Origin of the sequence: Stutzerimonas stutzeri RCH2, from assembly GCF_000327065.1 — a bacterium.
Lineage (GTDB): Bacteria > Pseudomonadota > Gammaproteobacteria > Pseudomonadales > Pseudomonadaceae > Stutzerimonas > Stutzerimonas stutzeri_AE.
In genome coordinates this window covers 753,827-770,962 of record NC_019936.1, presented here as the reverse complement: position 1 = coordinate 770,962, position 17,136 = coordinate 753,827, and the positions used below count along the sequence as shown (strand labels likewise).

Genomic DNA, 17,136 nt, shown 5'->3' with positions numbered 1-17,136 from the left:
TTGTCTCCCCGGACGAGCCAACTTCAACCCGGCTGCTGACAGCGCCACCTCGACAGCCTCGCCGGCTGTAACGCGAATGACATCAAACTGCCATACCTTGCAGGGCTTCTGATCTGTCCTGCGAGGCAAGGATGCGCCTGAAGTCGCTCACCACTCTCAATACCCTGCTGCTCGTCGCGGTCTGCCTGGCACTCGGGGTCACGCTCTGGTGGTCCGAGCGTGCCATGGAGCGCCCCTACCTGCTCATGGCGCGTTACCTGAGCCTGTCTCAGCAGTTTCAACACCACGCCGCAGAAAACATTCAAAGCTATCTCGCCAGCGGCGACGCGTTGCGCTACAGCCAGGCGCAGCAGGCACTCGCCGAGCTGCAGGAGGGCTCCGCCGAGCTGCCGAGTGTACTGGCGGAAAACCTGCGGCCGAGCCTGGAAGAGCTGATCCGCTTCACCGCCGTTGATCTGCTCGCCGCTGGCAAGCTGGCCGGTGATCCGCAGGGCCTGCTGCTGCAGGCCGAACGTGAAATATCCGCAGCGCTGGCGCAACTCGACGACTATCGGGCGCAGTCCGACCACCCGGCTGCCCAGCACTACCAGCAGCCGCTGTTCACCACTGGGCAGCAACTGCTGCGACTCAGCCATGCACGGGGGAAGCTGGTGGTCTCCGGCCGGTACGAACTCGCCGGCGAAGTCGAGCAAACCTTGCGCCAGCTCGAACACAGCGCAGCGAAGATCGATGCGTTGCCACTGCTGGGCGTGCTGACTGCAGACCCGTCGGCAGCCAACAGTTTCGCCGCGCTACTCGATCTCAACGATAGGGCCGAACAGACCCGCGAAGACCGTGGCATTGCGCTGAAACGCGAGCTGGCCGGCCTGATCAAGCGCTACCCGGCCGAACTGCAGCGCACCCGCCAGCTGATCCGCCAGCGCAGCGAGCTGCTGCAAAGCAGCGCCAGCAAGATCAATGCAGTGCAGCAGGCGCTGGCCGAACTGGAGCCGGCGGTACGCGGCGAGCATGGCCGTATCCAGGCCGAGGTGCGCCTGCTGCAGGGCGGCATCATCCTGTTGATTCTGCTGATCGCCCTGGCGATCGACCGCCTGCAGCGCCAGCTGACTCGCACCCTCGGTCAGTTGGTGCCGACACTCTCGGCATGGGCCGAGGGCGACTTCGCCGGCGATGCGCGGATCGAGTCGAAGATCCGCGAGATCGCCGATATCGAAAGCTCGCTCAATCGCCTGCGCAGCTATCTGCTGGACCTGGTCGGCACCTTGCGTCAGCAGGCGACCCAGGTTGCCGCCAGCAGCCGCAGCCTCGACGAAATGAGCAGCGACCTGCACGAAGGCGCCCAGCGCCAGACTGGCGATACCGCGCAGATCCGCGACTCGCTAGGCGAACTGGAGGCCACCATCCAGCAGGTCGCCGATGGAGCCGGAGAAGCCGCCGAGGCGAGTCGTGCCGCGGCGCACGCGGTGCACCAGGGCCAGCAGGTGATCGGCCAGAGCCTGACCGGCCTGCATGGGCTGGTCAGCGAAGTGCAGGACAACGCGGCTGCGATCGAACGACTAGCCGACGAGACCACCACCATCGGTAACGTGCTGACGGTGATCCGCTCCATCGCCGAGCAAACCAATCTGCTCGCGCTCAATGCCGCCATCGAGGCAGCCCGCGCCGGCGGGCATGGACGCGGGTTCGTCGTGGTGGCCGACGAAGTGCGCTCACTGGCGCAGCGCACCAGCGGTGCTACCGAGGAGATCCAGCAGCTGATCGGTCGTCTGCAGCAGGCGGCACGGCAGTCGGTCGAGGCGATGCGCAGCCAGGTCGAGCATGCGCAAAGCACGGCGAACCTCGCACAAAGTGCCGATCAGGCGCTGGACGAGATCGTCTCGACCATCGCCACCATCAGCCGCATGGCTGAGCAGATCGCCCAGGCGACCGCCCAGCAGGGTGAAGCGGTGGGCGAGATTCGCGGGCACAGCGAACGCATCCATCAGTTGGGCGACGCCAACCTGAGCCATATCAGCCGTGGACGAGAACAGAGTGCGCAGATGCTGCAGCTGGGCAGCGAGCTGGATCGCGCAACCCAGGCATTCAGGTTCTGAAAAAAAACGGAGCCTGACGCTCCGTTTTCTTATGCCGAGGAACCGCTACCGCTAGCGGGGTGCGACCGGACGCTGCGGCTTGCCACCCTTGCCCGCCGGCTTGCCACTCTTTTCCGCCTTGCGCCGGGCCTCGGCCGCGGCCTTCGCCTGCTCACGCTTGTCCCAGGCATTACCGTCATGGCTGCGTGGCGGCAGGCCGTTGTGCTGGGTGAGGATCTTACCGCCCTGCCCGGTCTTCTTGCTGCCGACTGGCGTCGAGTTCTTGCGCCGCGCGCTCTGGTAGCCCTCGGTGGCCGGCTGGTGCGCCGGAATCAGCTGGTGCTTGCCATTTCCGATCAGGTCGGCGCGGCCCATACGAATCAGCGCCTCACGCAGCAGCGGCCAGCCCTTGGGATCGTGATAGCGCAGGAAGGCCTTGTGCAGGCGCCGCTGCTCCTCGCTCTTGACCACGGTGACGCCTTCGCTCTTGTAGGTCACCTTACGCAGCGGGTTCTTGCCGGTGTGGTACATCGCCGTCGCCGAGGCCATCGGCGACGGATAGAACGCCTGCACCTGGTCGGCGCGGAAGCCGTTGGCCTTCAGCCACAAGGCGAGGTTCATCATGTCCTCGTCGGTGGTGCCGGGGTGCGCGGCGATGAAGTACGGGATCAGGTATTGCTCCTTGCCCGCCTCTTTCGAGTACTTCTCGAACATCCGCTTGAAGCGATCATAGCTGCCGATGCCCGGCTTCATCATCTTATCCAGCGGACCACGCTCGGTGTGCTCCGGGGCGATCTTCAGGTAGCCGCCGACGTGATGGGTGACCAGCTCCTTGACGTACTCCGGCGACTCCACGGCGAGGTCGTAGCGCAGGCCGGAGGCAATCAGGATTTTCTTCACGCCCGGCAGTGCGCGTGCCTTGCGGTACAGCTCGATCAGCGAGCTGTGGTCGGTATTGAGGTTCTCGCAGATGCCGGGGAATACGCAGGACGGCTTGCGGCAGTGCTTCTCGATTTCGTGGCTCTTGCAGGCCAGGCGATACATGTTGGCAGTCGGCCCGCCGAGATCGGAGACCACGCCGGTAAAGCCCGGCACGTTCTTCATCTCCTCGATCTCGTGCAGGATCGACTCGTGAGAACGGCTCTGAATGATGCGGCCCTCATGCTCGGTGATCGAGCAGAAGGTACAGCCGCCGAAGCAACCGCGCATGATGTTCACCGAGAAGCGGATCATCTCGTAGGCCGGAATCTTCGCGCCGTTGTAGGCCGGATGCGGCACGCGCGCGTAGGGCGCGGCGAACACGTAATCCATTTCCTCGGTGGTCAACGGAATCGGCGGCGGGTTGAGCCACAGTTCGCGGTCGTCGTGGCGCTGCACCAGCGCACGGGCGTTGCCGGGGTTGGTTTCCAGGTGCAGCACGCGGTTGGCGTGGGCATACAGCGCCGGGTCGTTACGCACCTTCTCGAAGGACGGCAGGCGGATCACCGTGCGGTCACGCTCGAGTTTCGGGTGCGGCAACAGCTCCACCGGCCGGGCTTCGTTCGGGTCGTCCTGCGGCCCCTTGTCCTTCTCGATGGCGCAGGCGGACAGGTCCTGCGTGTTGACGTAGGGGTTGATGATCTTGTCGATCTTGCCCGGGCGGTCGATGCGCGTGGAGTCGATCTCGAACCAGCCTTCCGGCGCGTCCTTGCGAATGAACGCAGTACCGCGCACATCGGTGATCGCTTCGACCGGCTCGCCACGGGCCAGGCGTTGCGCCACCTCGACGATGGCGCGCTCGGCATTGCCATAGAGCAGGATGTCGGCAGTGGCATCCATCAGGATCGAACGGCGCACCTTGTCCGACCAGTAGTCGTAATGGGCAATGCGGCGCAGCGAGGCCTCGATGCCGCCAAGCACCACCGGCACGTGCTTGTAGGCCTCCTTGCAGCGCTGGCTATAGACCAGGCTGGCGCGATCGGGCCGCTTGCCTGCCAGGCCGCCCGCCGTGTAGGCGTCGTCGGAACGCACCTTGCGGTCGGCGGTGTAGCGATTGATCATCGAGTCCATGTTGCCGGCGGCGACACCGAAGAACAGATTCGGCTCGCCGAGCTTCATGAAGTCGTCTTTGCTGTGCCAGTCCGGCTGGCTGATGATGCCGACGCGAAACCCCTGCGCTTCGAGCAGTCGGCCGATGATCGCCATGCCGAAGGACGGGTGATCGACGTAGGCATCACCGGTGACGATGATGATGTCGCAGGAATCCCAGCCGAGCTGATCCATCTCCTCCCTGCTCATCGGCAGGAACGGCGCCGGACCGAAACACTCGGCCCAGTACTTGGGATAGTCGAACAATGGCTTGACGGCGTGCATGGCGGGAAACCGGGGCAACGAAAACGGGCGCGGAATATAGCACAAAAAATAACCAAGTCCGACCAGCGCGCAGGGTCTTTATCGACCTTGGCGACAGGCGCGCGCCGCGCTTTCCCATCCCGCTATACTCGCGCCACCCGACCCACGCATCGAGCCCGGGAGATCCTGGTGCACGCCGTCCTCCTCGTACTGTTGCTGTGCCTAGGCACACTTCTACCGGCCCATGCCGATACCGCCCTGATCGGCGCGCATGACAGTGGCCGTAATCTGAATGCATACGTCGAACTGCTGATGGATCCCGGCGCCGAGTTGGAGGTGGAGGACCTGCAGCGGCCCGAGGTGCAGGCGCGCTTTCAGCCAGCGCAGGGCAAGGCCAGCGTCGGCCAGAGCCCGCACCCCTGGTGGGTCAAGGTCACGCTGCAGCGGGCCAGTGAGGCGCCAGCGCAATGGTGGCTGGAAGTCGGCTCGGTAACACTGAAGGATCTGCGCCTTTATCTGCCGGACGGTGATGGTGGCTGGCACGGGCGCCAGTCCGGCGAGCTGGTCGGCTTCCACGAAGGACGCGACCACGCCTACCGGCGCATGCTGTTCCGCCTTCCCGAGCTCAGCAACCAGCGCCCGCTGACCTTTTATCTGCGCAGCTACGATCCGGCCGGCAACTCCTTTCCGCTCAAGGTCTGGCAGCTCGACGCCCTGCAGGAGCAGGCCGTGGGCGAGAATCTGTTTCTTGGCCTGATCTACGGCCTGATTCTGGCCATGCTGCTGTACAACCTGTTCATCTTCCTCAGCCTGCGCGATACCGCCTATTTCTGGTACGTGATGACCACCAGCGGCGCGCTGCTGATGATTCTGGGCATGACCGGACACGGCTTTCAGTACCTCTGGCCGAACGGGCCGGTGCCCTTCTGGCTGGATCGCATCAGCATCCCGGCGCTGTGGGGCTTCAGCGCCTGCCGCTTCACCCAGACCCTGCTGCAGACCCGCCGTTTCGTGCCCTGGGCCCATCGCCTGCTGACCTTCGCCTTGTGCCTCTATGTCACGGCCGTGCTGCTCAACATCTTCGGGCTGCGCGCATTCGGCGCCTGGGTCTTCGTCGCGCTGGCCCTGACCGCGATCCCAGCCTCACTCTGGGCCTCGTTCCGCCGCTGGCGCCAGGGTTACTTTCCGGCCCTGCTCTACCTCTGCGGCTTCGGCGTGATCCTGGGCAGCGTCAACCTGCTGTTGTTGCGCGCCACCGGTGTGATCCAGCCGGCGGCCTGGAGCGGCTACGTCTTTCCGCTGGCGGTGGCTGCCGAATCCATCCTGTTCTCCTTCGCCCTGGCCTCGCGCATCCAGATACTCAAGCAGGAACGCGCGGCGGCGCTGGAGCATGCCGACCGGGAAAAGACCGAACGACTGAAACACATGCAGGCCAGCGCCGAGCATCTCAGCCTGGCGGTCGAGGCGCGCACCGCCGAACTGGCGCAGGCCAACCGGGACCTCAGCGAACGGGAAATCGAACTCAAACAGGCTGCGTTCCACGATCCGCTGACCGAGCTGCCCAACCGCCGCTACCTCATTGAGCGCATCGAAGCGGCCATGGCCGAGGCCGCAAGGCGGGACGAGTCGATTGCGCTGCTACTGATCGATCTGGATCACTTCAAGCCGATCAACGACGACCACGGCCATGACGCCGGTGATCTCCTGTTGCGCACGCTGGGCCAGCGGCTGCGTGGCCTGGTACGCAGCAGCGACATGGCGGCCCGGTTGGGCGGGGATGAGTTCGCGATACTGCTGACCGGGGCAAACGTCGAGCAGGACGCCAGTCAGGTAGCCGAACGGCTTTTGTACGAGCTTTCGCTACCTGTGCCTTACCGTGGCAACAGCCTGGCAGTGACCGTAAGCGTCGGTGCTGCATTCTTTCCGCACCATGCCGACGAGTTCACCCAGCTCTACAAGGCCGCTGACGAGGCGCTCTATCGCGCCAAGCAGCAGGGCCGGGCGAGCTGGGTCCAGCAGGACGGGTGCTTGCCGGTCGATCAGCCGATATAGCGGCGCGGCACCCGGCCGGTCACCTTGGTCAGCAGTTCATAGCCAATGGTGCCGCAGGCCTGGGCGAGCTCGTCGATGGGCATCTGTGCCCCCCACAGCTCCACCGCGTCGCCGAGTTGCGCCTGCGGCAGATCGGTCAGATCGACCGCCAGCATGTCCATCGAGACCCGACCGGCCAGTGGCACGCGCTGGCCATGGATCACCACCGAGGTGCCCGAAGGCGCGGTACGCGGGTAACCATCGGCATAGCCGCAGCTGACCGTGCCGATACGCGAGGCGCGTTGCGCGACCCAGCTGGCGCCATAGCCGACACTTTCACCTTCGGACACATCACGCACGGCGATCAGGGCACCGGTCAGCGTCATCACCGGGCGCAATCCAAGTTCCTGCGCACTCAGTTCGGCAAACGGCGTGGCGCCATAAAGCATGATGCCGGGACGAATCCAGGCCATGTGTGCCTGCGGCAGCGTCAATACCGCGGCGGAATTGGCCAGCGAGCAGTTGTCGAACTCCAGCGACAGCAATTCAGCGTAACGCTCCAGCTGCAGCTCGGTCAGCGGGTGGCCGCGTTCATCAGCACAAGCAAAATGGCTGATCAGGTTCAGCTCACCGACCTGCGCCTTGCCCTTGAGCCGCTCATGGCAGTCCCGCAGCCCCTCCAACGTGAAACCGAGCCGATGCATGCCGGAATCTAGCTTCAGCCAAACGTTGAGCGGTCGACTGATATTGGCGGCCAGCAGCCAATCGGCTTGGCGCTGATCCTGAACTGCGACATCCAGCCCCAATTCGGCGGCACGTAGATACTCGGCCGGCTCGAAACAGCCCTCCAGCAGCAGGATGCGCGCGTCCGGCGCACTGCGACGGATATCTTCCGCCTCTTCCAGACAGGCTACGGCAAAGCCATCGGCAATCTCGCGCAGCGCCGTTACCGCCTCGCACGCGCCATGTCCGTAGGCATTGGCCTTGACCACGGCAAACGCCTTGCGCTGCGGTGCGCATTGCTTGGCTAGCAGGTAGTTGTGACGAAGCGCGGTCAGATCGACCGTGGCAACCAGCGGACGCATGAAAATCTTCCTGTACAACGGCGGGTGGGCGAAATCTTACTCCTGTCGACCGGGCCGCGCAGGCCGGGGTTCTGCTGAAAGCGCGCCACGGATCATGCTGCACGCCTTCGAAAAACCCATCATGCACGCCGGCTATGGTCAGTCGTCGTCGAACTGATAGCTGCCCGGCGCCAGATTTTCGAAGCGCGAATAGCGGCCGAGGAACGCCAGACGCGTGGTGCCGATCGGGCCGTTACGCTGCTTGCCGATGATGATTTCGGCGACGCCCTTGTATTCGGTCTCGGGGTGATACACCTCATCCCGGTACACGAACATGATGATGTCGGCGTCCTGCTCGATTGCCCCCGATTCACGCAAGTCGGAGTTCACCGGGCGCTTGTTGGGTCGCTGTTCGAGCGAGCGGTTGAGCTGCGACAGGGCGATCACCGGGCAATTGAATTCCTTCGCCAGACCCTTGAGCGAGCGGGAAATCTCGGAAATCTCGTTGGTACGGTTGTCGCCACTCGAGCCGGGGATCTGCATCAGCTGCAGGTAGTCGACCATGATCATGGCGATCTCGCCGTGTTCACGAGCCAGGCGCCGGGTTCGCGCGCGCATCTCCGACGGACTGATCCCGGCGGTGTCGTCGATGAAGAGCTTGCGGTCGTTGAGCAGGTTCACCGCCGAAGTCAGCCGCGGCCAGTCATCGTCTTCCAGCTTACCGGCGCGGACCTTGGTCTGGTCGATGCGCCCGAGCGACGCGAGCATACGAATGACGATGGAGTCGGCGGGCATTTCCAGGGAGAACACCAGTACCGCCTTGTCGGTGCGCAGCACGGCGTTCTCGACAAGGTTCATGGCAAAGGTCGTCTTACCCATGGACGGACGACCGGCGACGATAATAAGGTCGGCCGGCTGCAGCCCGTTGGTGGCTTCATCCAGATCGGTAAAGCCGGTGGAAAGGCCGGTAATCGCTTCGCCCGCATTGAACAGGGTATCGATGCGATCGATCGCCTTGACCAGAATATCGTTGATGCCCACCGGTCCACCGGTCTTGGGCCGTGCCTCGGCGATCTGGAAGATCAGGCGCTCGGCCTCATCGAGAATTTCCTCGCCGGTGCGACCCTGCGGTGCGTAGGCGCTGTCGGCGATCTCGTTGCTGATGCCGATCAGTTGCCTCAGGGTGGCCCGCTCGCGAATGATCTGCGCGTAGGCCTTGATGTTCGCCACCGACGGGGTGTTCTTCGCCAGCTCACCGAGATAGGCCAGGCCGCCGACCTGCGGCAGGTGCCCTTCCTTGTCCAGCTGCTCGGACAGGGTGACCACATCGAAGGGCGAGTTACGCTCGGCGAGGGTAAAGATGGCGCGGAAAATGAGGCGATGATCGTGGCGATAGAAATCGCCATCGGATACCTGGTCGAGCACACGCTCCCAGGCATTGTTGTCCAGCATCAGACCGCCGAGCACCGCTTGCTCAGCTTCGATGGAGTGTGGCGGCACCTTAAGTGCGGCAGTTTCCAGATCATATTGCTGCGGGACGCTGATGTCGTTCATGGCACTCGAAATTCGGAACTACAGAAAAACAAAGGGCACGCTCCATTCGCATGGAAACGCGCCCGATGTTACTCGTCAGGCACCAGCGGTGCCAGACGATGGCTTAGCCGGCTACGACGATCAGCTTGACGGTCGCTTCGACGTCGGTGTGCAGGTGCACAGCTACGTCGTATTCACCAACCTGGCGGATGGTGCCGTTCGGCAGACGAACTTCGCTCTTCGCCACTTCAACGCCAGAGGCGGTCAGTGCGTCGGCGATGTCGTGAGTACCGATGGAACCGAACAGCTTGCCTTCATCGCCCGCGGTAGCGGTGATGGTGACTTCCAGCTCGGCCAGCTGAGCAGCGCGAGCTTCGGCAGAAGCCTTACGCTCGGCAGCAGCTTTTTCCAGGTCAGCACGACGAGCTTCGAACTCGGCGATGTTAGCTGCGGTAGCAGCAGTAGCCTTGCGCTGCGGCAGCAGGTAGTTGCGGCCGTAACCAGACTTGACGTTTACCTTGTCGCCCAGGTTGCCCAGGTTTGCGACTTTTTCCAGCAGGATGACTTCCATTTGAGTCTTACCTCTTAACTTTTAACCTTCACCGTTCGCAGGTCCCGCACCGTTCTTACCGGCTGCGCGACCACGAAAATCAAACAGACTGTCGACAATGGCCAAAACGGCCAGTAACGGATAAATCAACTGCATGAACAGCACCAGCGTGACGTACAGCCCCACCAGCCAGAATCGCGGCAGACGTCCCTGAGCCACCAACCCGTGCATCAGCGCGATGCCGGCGAATACCAGCGGCACGCTGCACAGCGGCGTCAGCACGGCCAACTGCACACCAAGATTCGGTCCCAGCAGCATGCCGACCAGTAGCGACATCGCCAGCAACGGTGGAAACCGCAGCGCGCGAAACTCGCTGCCGAACCCGCCCGGGTTGTACAACGCAGCCTGCCAGTAACGACCAAGCATCAGGCTCAGCAGAGTGACGATCTGCAGCAGCGCGGCCAGAAGACCGGTCAGCACAGGTGCCAGCAGCGACTCCAAGCGCCCGCGCTCTTCCACCGAAAGCTGCTGATAGGCACCCGACAATGCGTCAGGCAACACTTTCTGCAGTTCGCTGGCCAGCGCCGCGATGGGCTCGCCAAACACCGCACCGAGCGCCCAGACATACAACAGCCCGAGCCCCACGCTGCATAACATCACCCGCACCCACGACGCATGGCTGCGCAACAGCAGCGCCAGCCCCAGCGAACCCAGCAGTACCAGCAGGGTTCGCGGATCGCCGAAGTACCACCAGGCCAGCGCCGGCAATACAGCCCAGACCAGCACACCCAGCGCATCGTTGAGACCACGCCGCAGCAGCACCAGACAGCCTGCAGCAGCACTCAACCAGAACAGCATGGGCAGCGCCGCAGCCCCGGCCACCACAAAGATGGCCTGCATACGGCCGCGCATGATGAACTCAGCCAGGGCGCGCATGCGATTTATCCTTTACTTCTGTCGACCAGCCGGATCAACGGCCGTGGCTGTCGGTGTAGGGCAGCAGGGCCAGGTAGCGGGCGCGCTTGATAGCGGTAGCCAGCTGACGCTGATAACGTGCCTTGGTTCCGGTGATACGGCTAGGAACAATCTTGCCGGTCTCGGAGATGTAGGCCTTCAGGGTGTTGAGATCCTTGTAGTCGATCTCTTTCACGCCTTCGGCGGTGAAACGGCAGAACTTACGACGACGGAAAAAACGTGCCATGAAATAGGCTCCTCAATAGATCCGTGGATTACTCGTCAGCGTTGTTATCGCTGTCACTGTCGCTCTCGTTGGAGCCATCAGTGTTGTCAGGGCGATCACGACGCTCGCGGCGTTCGCTACGGTTTTCCTCGGCCTTGAGCATTTCAGACTGTTCGGTCTCGGCTTCGTCGCGACGAATGATCAGGTTGCGGATGACGGCGTCGTTGTAGCGGAAGTTGTCTTCCAGCTCGGCCAGGGCCTTGCCACTGCACTCGACGTTCAGCATCACATAGTGAGCCTTGTGCACGTTGTTGATGGCGTAAGCCAGCTGACGACGGCCCCAGTCTTCCAGGCGGTGAATCTTGCCACCGTCTTCTTCGATCAGCTTGGTGTAACGCTCCACCATGCCGCCGACCTGCTCGCTCTGGTCCGGGTGAACCAGAAAGATGATTTCGTAATGACGCATAATTGCTCCTTACGGGTTGCAGCCTGCCGACAATGCGGTCAGGCAAGGAGTGAATGACTTGTTGTCTTGCTTGCAGAAAGGCGCGCAAACGCCTGCCATCCAGGCAAGGGGCGCCATTCTAGAGAAGGGCCGACAGCGGCGCAAGGCAAACTGGTGATTATTTAACCAGCCCAGTGCATATCAGATATGCAGCGCCGCACGCTCGGCGCGAATGCCATCAAGCAGCTCGCGAACCTGATGGATATCGTACGGTTTGAGCATGGTGCGCAGGCGATCAAGCCCGACGTCCGACGCATTGACCGGATAACCCGAAGCGATCACCAATGACAGCCGTGGCAGGCGCGTGCCGGCTTCGCGCGCAAGATCGATTCCGCTCATCCCAGCCAGGCCGACATCGGTCAGCAGTACATCGAACGGCTGCCGCTCAAGAATTTCCAGCGCCTCTTCCGCCGTTTCACTGGCGACGACCTCATGACCGAGCTCCATCATCACTTCCCCGGTCAGCATGCGCAGCGTCGGGTCATCTTCGACGAAGAGGATCCGGAGACTGCCATCCACTGAGTCCGCGCCCGACTCAGGCGCCGAGCGCGAGGCGTCATCCTGTATCGACTCGACTGCACCGTCGCCGCCCTGCCCCGGGAGCTGCGGCTCGTTTTCTACATGGCGCGGCAAATGAACATGCACGGCCGTGCCGCCCTGCTCGCCGCTCTCCAGCGTGACGAAGCCACCGCTCTGCTTGACGAATCCATAGACCATGCTCAAGCCGAGACCGGAAGCATTGCTGTTCTGCTTGGTGGTGAAGAAAGGCTCGAACGCCCTGGCGCGGACATCCTCCGTCATGCCGCTCCCCTCATCGATCACGCTGAGCAACACATAGCCACCACCCTGACCGACCGGAACGTCTGCGCCCAGCAGCCGATTCTCCAGGCGCAGCACGACGCGACCACCACCGGACATCGCATCACGCGCGTTCGCGGCGAGATTCAGCACCACGCTTTGCAGGTTGCCGACATCCACGAACACCGGCCACGGCCGACCCAACACCTGCAGTTCGAGCTGCACGGCCGAACCCAGCGCACCGTTGAGTAACTCATGCATCTGTTCGAGCAGGTCAGGCAGATGCACTTGCTGCGGAAGCAATGGCTGGCGACTGGCAAAGGCGAGTAGTTGCGAAGCGAGACGAGCGCCCTTCTCGACCCCACTGACAGCGGAGTCCAGCCGCCGCGCGGCAGTTTCGTCACTGCCAAGACTGCGTCGCAACAGTTGCAGGTTGCCGCCAATGATCTGCAGCATGTTGTTGAAATCATGGGCGATGCCGCCGGTCAGCTTGCCCACTGCCTCCAGACGCTGGGCCTGGAGCAGTGCCTGCTCGGTCATCTGTCGCTCAGCCTCGCTCTGCTGCAGCGCCAGGGTGCGCTCGCGAACCAGCTCTTCCAGATGATCGCGATAGCGGCGCAGCTCCATCTCATTGCGCTGCTGCTCGGTGACGTCCTGCCCCTGAACGAAGATGCCGATCACCTTGCCGTCATTTTCGACGATTGGCTGCAGCACGAAGTCGAGAATCACCTCTTCGGGCTCCCGCTCCGGCTGCCGCTTGAGGAACAGCGATACGCGTTTGCCAATATAAGGCTGCCCGGTCCGATAGACGTCATCGAGCAAACCGATCAGGACCTGCCCCTCGATCTCCGGCAAGCCGTCGCGAATCGTCTTACCCAGAAGCTGGCGATGCCCGATGACCTGCCGATAGGCATCATTCACCAACTCGTAGACATGCCTCGGGCCTCGCAGAAAGCAGACGAACCCGGGGGCCTGGGCGAACAGGCGCCGCAACTGCTCGCCTTCCGACTGCAGCAGCTTGGCCCGTGACATGACGCTCTGCTCCAGCTGCTGCACAGGCTGGCGCCCGCCAGCCGCCTGACTCACCGAGTCCTTTATTGCCTGAAGCTCAGTGATATCCGACGTGTGCTGCAGGATCGCCACCACCTCCCCCTGTTCATCCAGAATCGGGGTGTGCGTGGCGCTCCAGTAACGGTCTTCGTAAATAGGACCGAGCGGAGTCTGGCGGGCGATCGAGTAGCGAATCACAGGCAGCGTATCGACAGCCTTGCGACTAAGAACACGCGCGAAGGAATCGAGCAATTCCTGCACCCGGGTCATCTCAGGGCTGAGCGGATCGGCAGCGAACGCCTCATGCAGGCGCTGCCCCTGGATATCCTCCAGCTTGCGCCCGGTCAGGGCGAGGTAAGCTGCATTGGCGTCCAGGATGACCAGATCGCGATCAAGCAGGACATAGGCGTTTGGGGATAGCCGGAACAGGCTTTCGAAAGACGGGCGCTGCTGCATACAACCTCCATGGTACGAGCCTGACGCCGCGTAACGAACTCAGCAAGGCTCCGACAGCACCCGGAGCGCTCAAGCAATATGACGGGAAGCCGCTATCCGGCGGACGGGCCTGGGACACCGATTGACCACAAAAAGGTCAATCGGTTTCAGGCGGGCGGCGCGACTACGCTGGAATCAGCTGGTGGCCTTGGCGCCCTTGCGCTGGCGCAAGGCCTCGAACAGGCAAACACCGGTCGCCACCGAGACGTTCAGACTGCTGACACTTCCCGCCATCGGCAGGCGCACCAGGTAGTCGCAGTGCTCGCGGGTCAAGCGCCGCATACCGCGACCTTCTGCCCCCATGATAAGAACGATGGGCCCGGTGAGGTCCTGATCGTAAAGCGACTGCTCAGCTTCGCCAGCTGTTCCGACGACCCACAGGCCGCGCTGCTGCAACTTCTCCAGGGTGCGCGCCAGGTTGGTGACGGCGACCAGGGGAATCACCTCGGCCGCCCCGCACGCCACCTTCCGTACGGTGGCGTTAAGCGTGGCCGATTTATCCTTCGGCACGATCACCGCGAGCGCACCCGCGGCATCTGCGGTGCGCATACAGGCGCCGAGATTGTGCGGATCGGTCACTCCATCGAGCACCAGCAGCAATGGCGGCCCTTCGGCGCGATCGAGCAACTCTTCGAGCATTGCCTCACCCCAGACCTGACTCGGGCTGACATCGGCGACCACCCCCTGATGGACGCCTTCGACCCAGGCGTCCATCTCGCGACGCTCGCATTGCCCGACACTCACACGCGCCTGTGCAGCGAGCTCGATCAGCACCTGAACACGCGGATCGCCACGCCCCTCGGCCAGCCAGACCTGCTTGACCCGCTTCGGGTGATGACGCAGCAGCGCCTCCACGGCGTGCAAGCCGTAGATTTTCTCCAGCTGGCTCATGACTTGGCCTTGCGCTTTCTGGGACCACCGCTGGCAGCGGACGGCTTGTCACCAGACTTGGCGGCAGACTTGGGCTTCGCGGAGCCCGACCGGGACTTGCTACCGGTCGACTTCTCACCCTTGCCCTTGCGCCCTCCCTTGGCCTCCTCCAACAGAGCCTTCTTCAGCTCGCGGCTCTTGCGTACGTCGGCATTGCCAGGCTCGCGACCACGACCCTCGCCATCGCGCTGGCCCGGAGCCGACTTGGTCCCGCCTGCAATTAGCTCGAAGTCGATTTTGCGTTCATCCAGGTCGACGCGCATGACGCGGACCTCGACGCTGTCACCAAGACGGAAGCTGCGGCCGCTACGCTCGCCTGACAGGCGATGGTGCAACGGATCGAAGTGGTAGTAATCGCCTGGCATCGCCGTGACGTGTACCAGCCCTTCCACATAGATATCGGTCAGCTCGACGAACAGACCGAAACCAGTCACCGCGGTGATTACACCAGGGAAGGTCTCTCCGACGCGATCCTTCATGAACTCGCACTTGAGCCAATTGGTGACGTCACGGGTAGCCTCGTCGGCGCGCCGCTCGGTCATCGAGCACTGCTCGCCCAGCTGCTCCAGCGCCGCTTCGTCATACGGATAGATACGTGCCTTGGGCATGCTGGTGGCGCCTTCACGGCGCACGTGCGGCGTATCGCGACGGGAACGAATGACACTGCGAATGGCGCGATGCACCAGCAGGTCGGGATAGCGCCGGATCGGCGAGGTGAAATGCGCGTAGGCTTCGTAGTTCAGACCGAAGTGCCCGTGATTCTCCGCGCTGTACACCGCCTGGCTCAGCGAGCGCAGCATGACGGTCTGGATCACATGGAAATCCGGACGCCCCTGAATCTGCTCCAGCAGCGCCTGATAATCCTTGGGCGTCGGACCTTCCTTGCCTTTGTGCAGCGAGAGCCCCAGCTCACCTAGAAACGCGCGCAACTTTTCCTGGCGCTCCAGCGGCGGTGCATCGTGTACACGATAGAGCGCGGGGATCTCGTGCTTCTGCAGGAACGCTGCCGTCGCGACGTTGGCGCAGAGCATGCACTCTTCGATCAGCTTGTGCGCATCGTTGCGCTCGGTGGGCTTGATTTCGGCGATCTTGCGATCGCTGCCGAAGACGATACGTGTTTCCTGCGTTTCGAAGTCGATAGCTCCGCGGGTGTGGCGCGCCTTGAGCAGCACCTTGTACAGCGAATAGAGCTGCTTGAGATGCGGCAGCACCTCCGCATACTCGGCACTCAAGCGCTTGCCTTCGGCAGACTTGGGCTGCTCGAGCATGGCACTGACCTTGTTGTAGGTCAGCCGGGCGTGAGAGTGGATCACAGCCTCGTAGAACTGGTAGTCGGTCATCTTCCCCGACTTGCTCAAGGTAATTTCACACACCATCGCCAGACGGTCGACCTGCGGGTTCAACGAGCAGAGCCCGTTGGACAGCTCCTCAGGCAGCATCGGCACCACCCGCTCGGGGAAATACACCGAGTTACCGCGGACCACCGATTCCTTGTCGAGCGCCGAATCGACCTTGACGTAGTGCGACACGTCAGCAATGGCGACGTACAAGCGGAAGCCACCGGTCAGCAGCTTCCAGCCACCCGGCTTCTCGCAGTAGACCGCATCGTCGAAGTCCCGCGCATCCTCACCGTCGATGGTGACGAACGGCAGATGGCGCAGGTCGACGCGCTTGTGCTTGTCCTTCTCCTCCACCTCGGGCTTGAGACGGGAGGCCTCCTTCAAGACGGCTTCCGGCCAGACATGCGGGATATCGAAGCTGCGCAGTGCGACGTCGATCTCCATACCCGGCGCCATGTAGTTGCCGATCACTTCGACAATGTCGCCCTGTGGCTGGAAGCGCTGAGTTGGCCAGTGAGTGATCTTCACTTCGACGAACTGGCCTGGCTTGGCGTCAAGCGCGCGACCCGGCGTCACCAGCACTTCCTGCTGGATCTTCGGATTATCGGGAATGACAAAACCCACATCACTTTCGATGTGGTAGCGACCGACAATGCTTTCGTGCGCCCGACTGATTACTTCAACGATGGCACCTTCGCGACGTCCGCGCCGATCCAGGCCGGCTACACGCGCCAGGCAGCGATCACCGTCGAAAACCAGGCGCATCTGCGCAGGACTGAGAAACAGATCGTCGCTGCCATCGTCAGGAATCAGAAATCCGAAACCGTCACGATGACCACTGACGCGACCACAGACCAGGTCCAGCTTGTCCACCGGGGCATAAGTGCCACGCCGGGTGTAGATCAGCTGACCATCACGCTCCATCGCGCGCAGACGGCGACGCAGCGCTTCGATATCTTCTTCGGACACAAGCCCGAACTCTTCAACCAGCTCTTCGCGGGCGGCCGGTGAGCCGCGCTCACCGAGATGCTGGAGAATCAGCTCGCGACTGGGAATGGGGTTGTCGTACTTTTCCGCTTCACGAGCGGCCTCGGGATCGAGGGATTGCCAATCGGCCATTAAGAGATGTCACCTTTCATTCATTTATAGAGGCAGAACGCCCTTTTTCTATTGAAGCGCGAATCGCTGCCGGACGGCAGCTTTGATGCGAATTATTTTTCGGCATCAGGGGTTTACAAGGCCAAACCTCAGCCGTAT

12 protein-coding genes are annotated in these 17,136 nt (G+C 62.7%); 2 read left to right on the top strand and 10 right to left on the bottom strand.

Annotated features, from left to right (window positions below):
* Positions 1-131 precede the first annotated feature (131 nt).
* Entirely contained in the window at positions 132-2,093 is a 1,962-nt protein-coding gene (locus tag PSEST_RS03435) for a methyl-accepting chemotaxis protein (protein ID WP_015275646.1), read from the top strand.
* Positions 2,094-2,144: 51 nt separating this feature from the next.
* Here the strand turns inward: PSEST_RS03435 and PSEST_RS03430 are convergent, their stop codons facing one another.
* Positions 2,145-4,424 carry a YgiQ family radical SAM protein gene (locus tag PSEST_RS03430; RefSeq protein ID WP_015275645.1) on the bottom strand — a complete coding sequence of 760 codons (2,280 nt, stop codon included), beginning with the start codon at positions 4,422-4,424 and terminating at the stop codon, positions 2,145-2,147.
* 168 nt (positions 4,425-4,592) lie between these two features.
* Between PSEST_RS03430 and PSEST_RS03425 the strand changes: the two genes are divergently transcribed.
* A complete protein-coding gene (locus PSEST_RS03425; RefSeq protein ID WP_015275644.1) occupies positions 4,593-6,455 on the top strand; it encodes a diguanylate cyclase in 1,863 nt (620 codons plus the stop codon).
* Here PSEST_RS03425 and alr read toward each other — a convergent pair.
* From alr to rnr, 9 genes are all read right to left on the bottom strand, one after another.
* The gene (alr, locus tag PSEST_RS03420; RefSeq protein ID WP_015275643.1) at positions 6,443-7,519 is read right to left on the bottom strand and encodes an alanine racemase; all 1,077 of its coding nucleotides are present in this window, start codon (positions 7,517-7,519) and stop codon (positions 6,443-6,445) included. The genes PSEST_RS03425 and alr overlap by 13 nt on opposite strands.
* A gap of 138 nt (positions 7,520-7,657) precedes the next feature.
* Complete coding sequence (gene dnaB, locus PSEST_RS03415) at positions 7,658-9,052, bottom strand: replicative DNA helicase (RefSeq protein ID WP_015275642.1); 1,395 nt, start codon at positions 9,050-9,052, stop codon at positions 7,658-7,660.
* A gap of 103 nt (positions 9,053-9,155) precedes the next feature.
* On the bottom strand, positions 9,156-9,602 hold the full coding sequence (gene rplI, locus PSEST_RS03410) for a 50S ribosomal protein L9 (protein WP_015275641.1): 447 nt from the start codon (positions 9,600-9,602) through the stop codon (positions 9,156-9,158).
* A gap of 21 nt (positions 9,603-9,623) precedes the next feature.
* Positions 9,624-10,517: a hypothetical protein gene (locus PSEST_RS03405; protein WP_015275640.1), complete on the bottom strand. Its 894-nt coding sequence runs from the start codon at positions 10,515-10,517 to the stop codon at positions 9,624-9,626.
* Between the two features lie 34 nt (positions 10,518-10,551).
* Positions 10,552-10,782, bottom strand: a complete 231-nt coding sequence (gene rpsR / locus PSEST_RS03400; RefSeq protein WP_003283112.1) for a 30S ribosomal protein S18 — start codon at positions 10,780-10,782, stop codon at positions 10,552-10,554.
* A 28-nt stretch (positions 10,783-10,810) separates the two neighbouring features.
* The gene (rpsF, locus tag PSEST_RS03395; RefSeq protein WP_003298557.1) at positions 10,811-11,227 is read right to left on the bottom strand and encodes a 30S ribosomal protein S6; all 417 of its coding nucleotides are present in this window, start codon (positions 11,225-11,227) and stop codon (positions 10,811-10,813) included.
* Positions 11,228-11,407: 180 nt separating this feature from the next.
* Positions 11,408-13,570 (bottom strand): PAS domain-containing protein, encoded by a 2,163-nt coding sequence (locus tag PSEST_RS03390; protein ID WP_015275639.1) that lies wholly within the window; start codon positions 13,568-13,570, stop codon positions 11,408-11,410.
* Positions 13,571-13,744: 174 nt separating this feature from the next.
* Positions 13,745-14,500, bottom strand: a complete 756-nt coding sequence (gene rlmB, locus PSEST_RS03385; RefSeq protein WP_015275638.1) for a 23S rRNA (guanosine(2251)-2'-O)-methyltransferase RlmB — start codon at positions 14,498-14,500, stop codon at positions 13,745-13,747.
* A complete protein-coding gene (rnr, locus tag PSEST_RS03380; protein ID WP_015275637.1) occupies positions 14,497-16,998 on the bottom strand; it encodes a ribonuclease R in 2,502 nt (833 codons plus the stop codon). The genes rlmB and rnr overlap by 4 nt, the downstream gene beginning before the upstream one ends.
* Positions 16,999-17,136: the final 138 nt, after the last annotated feature.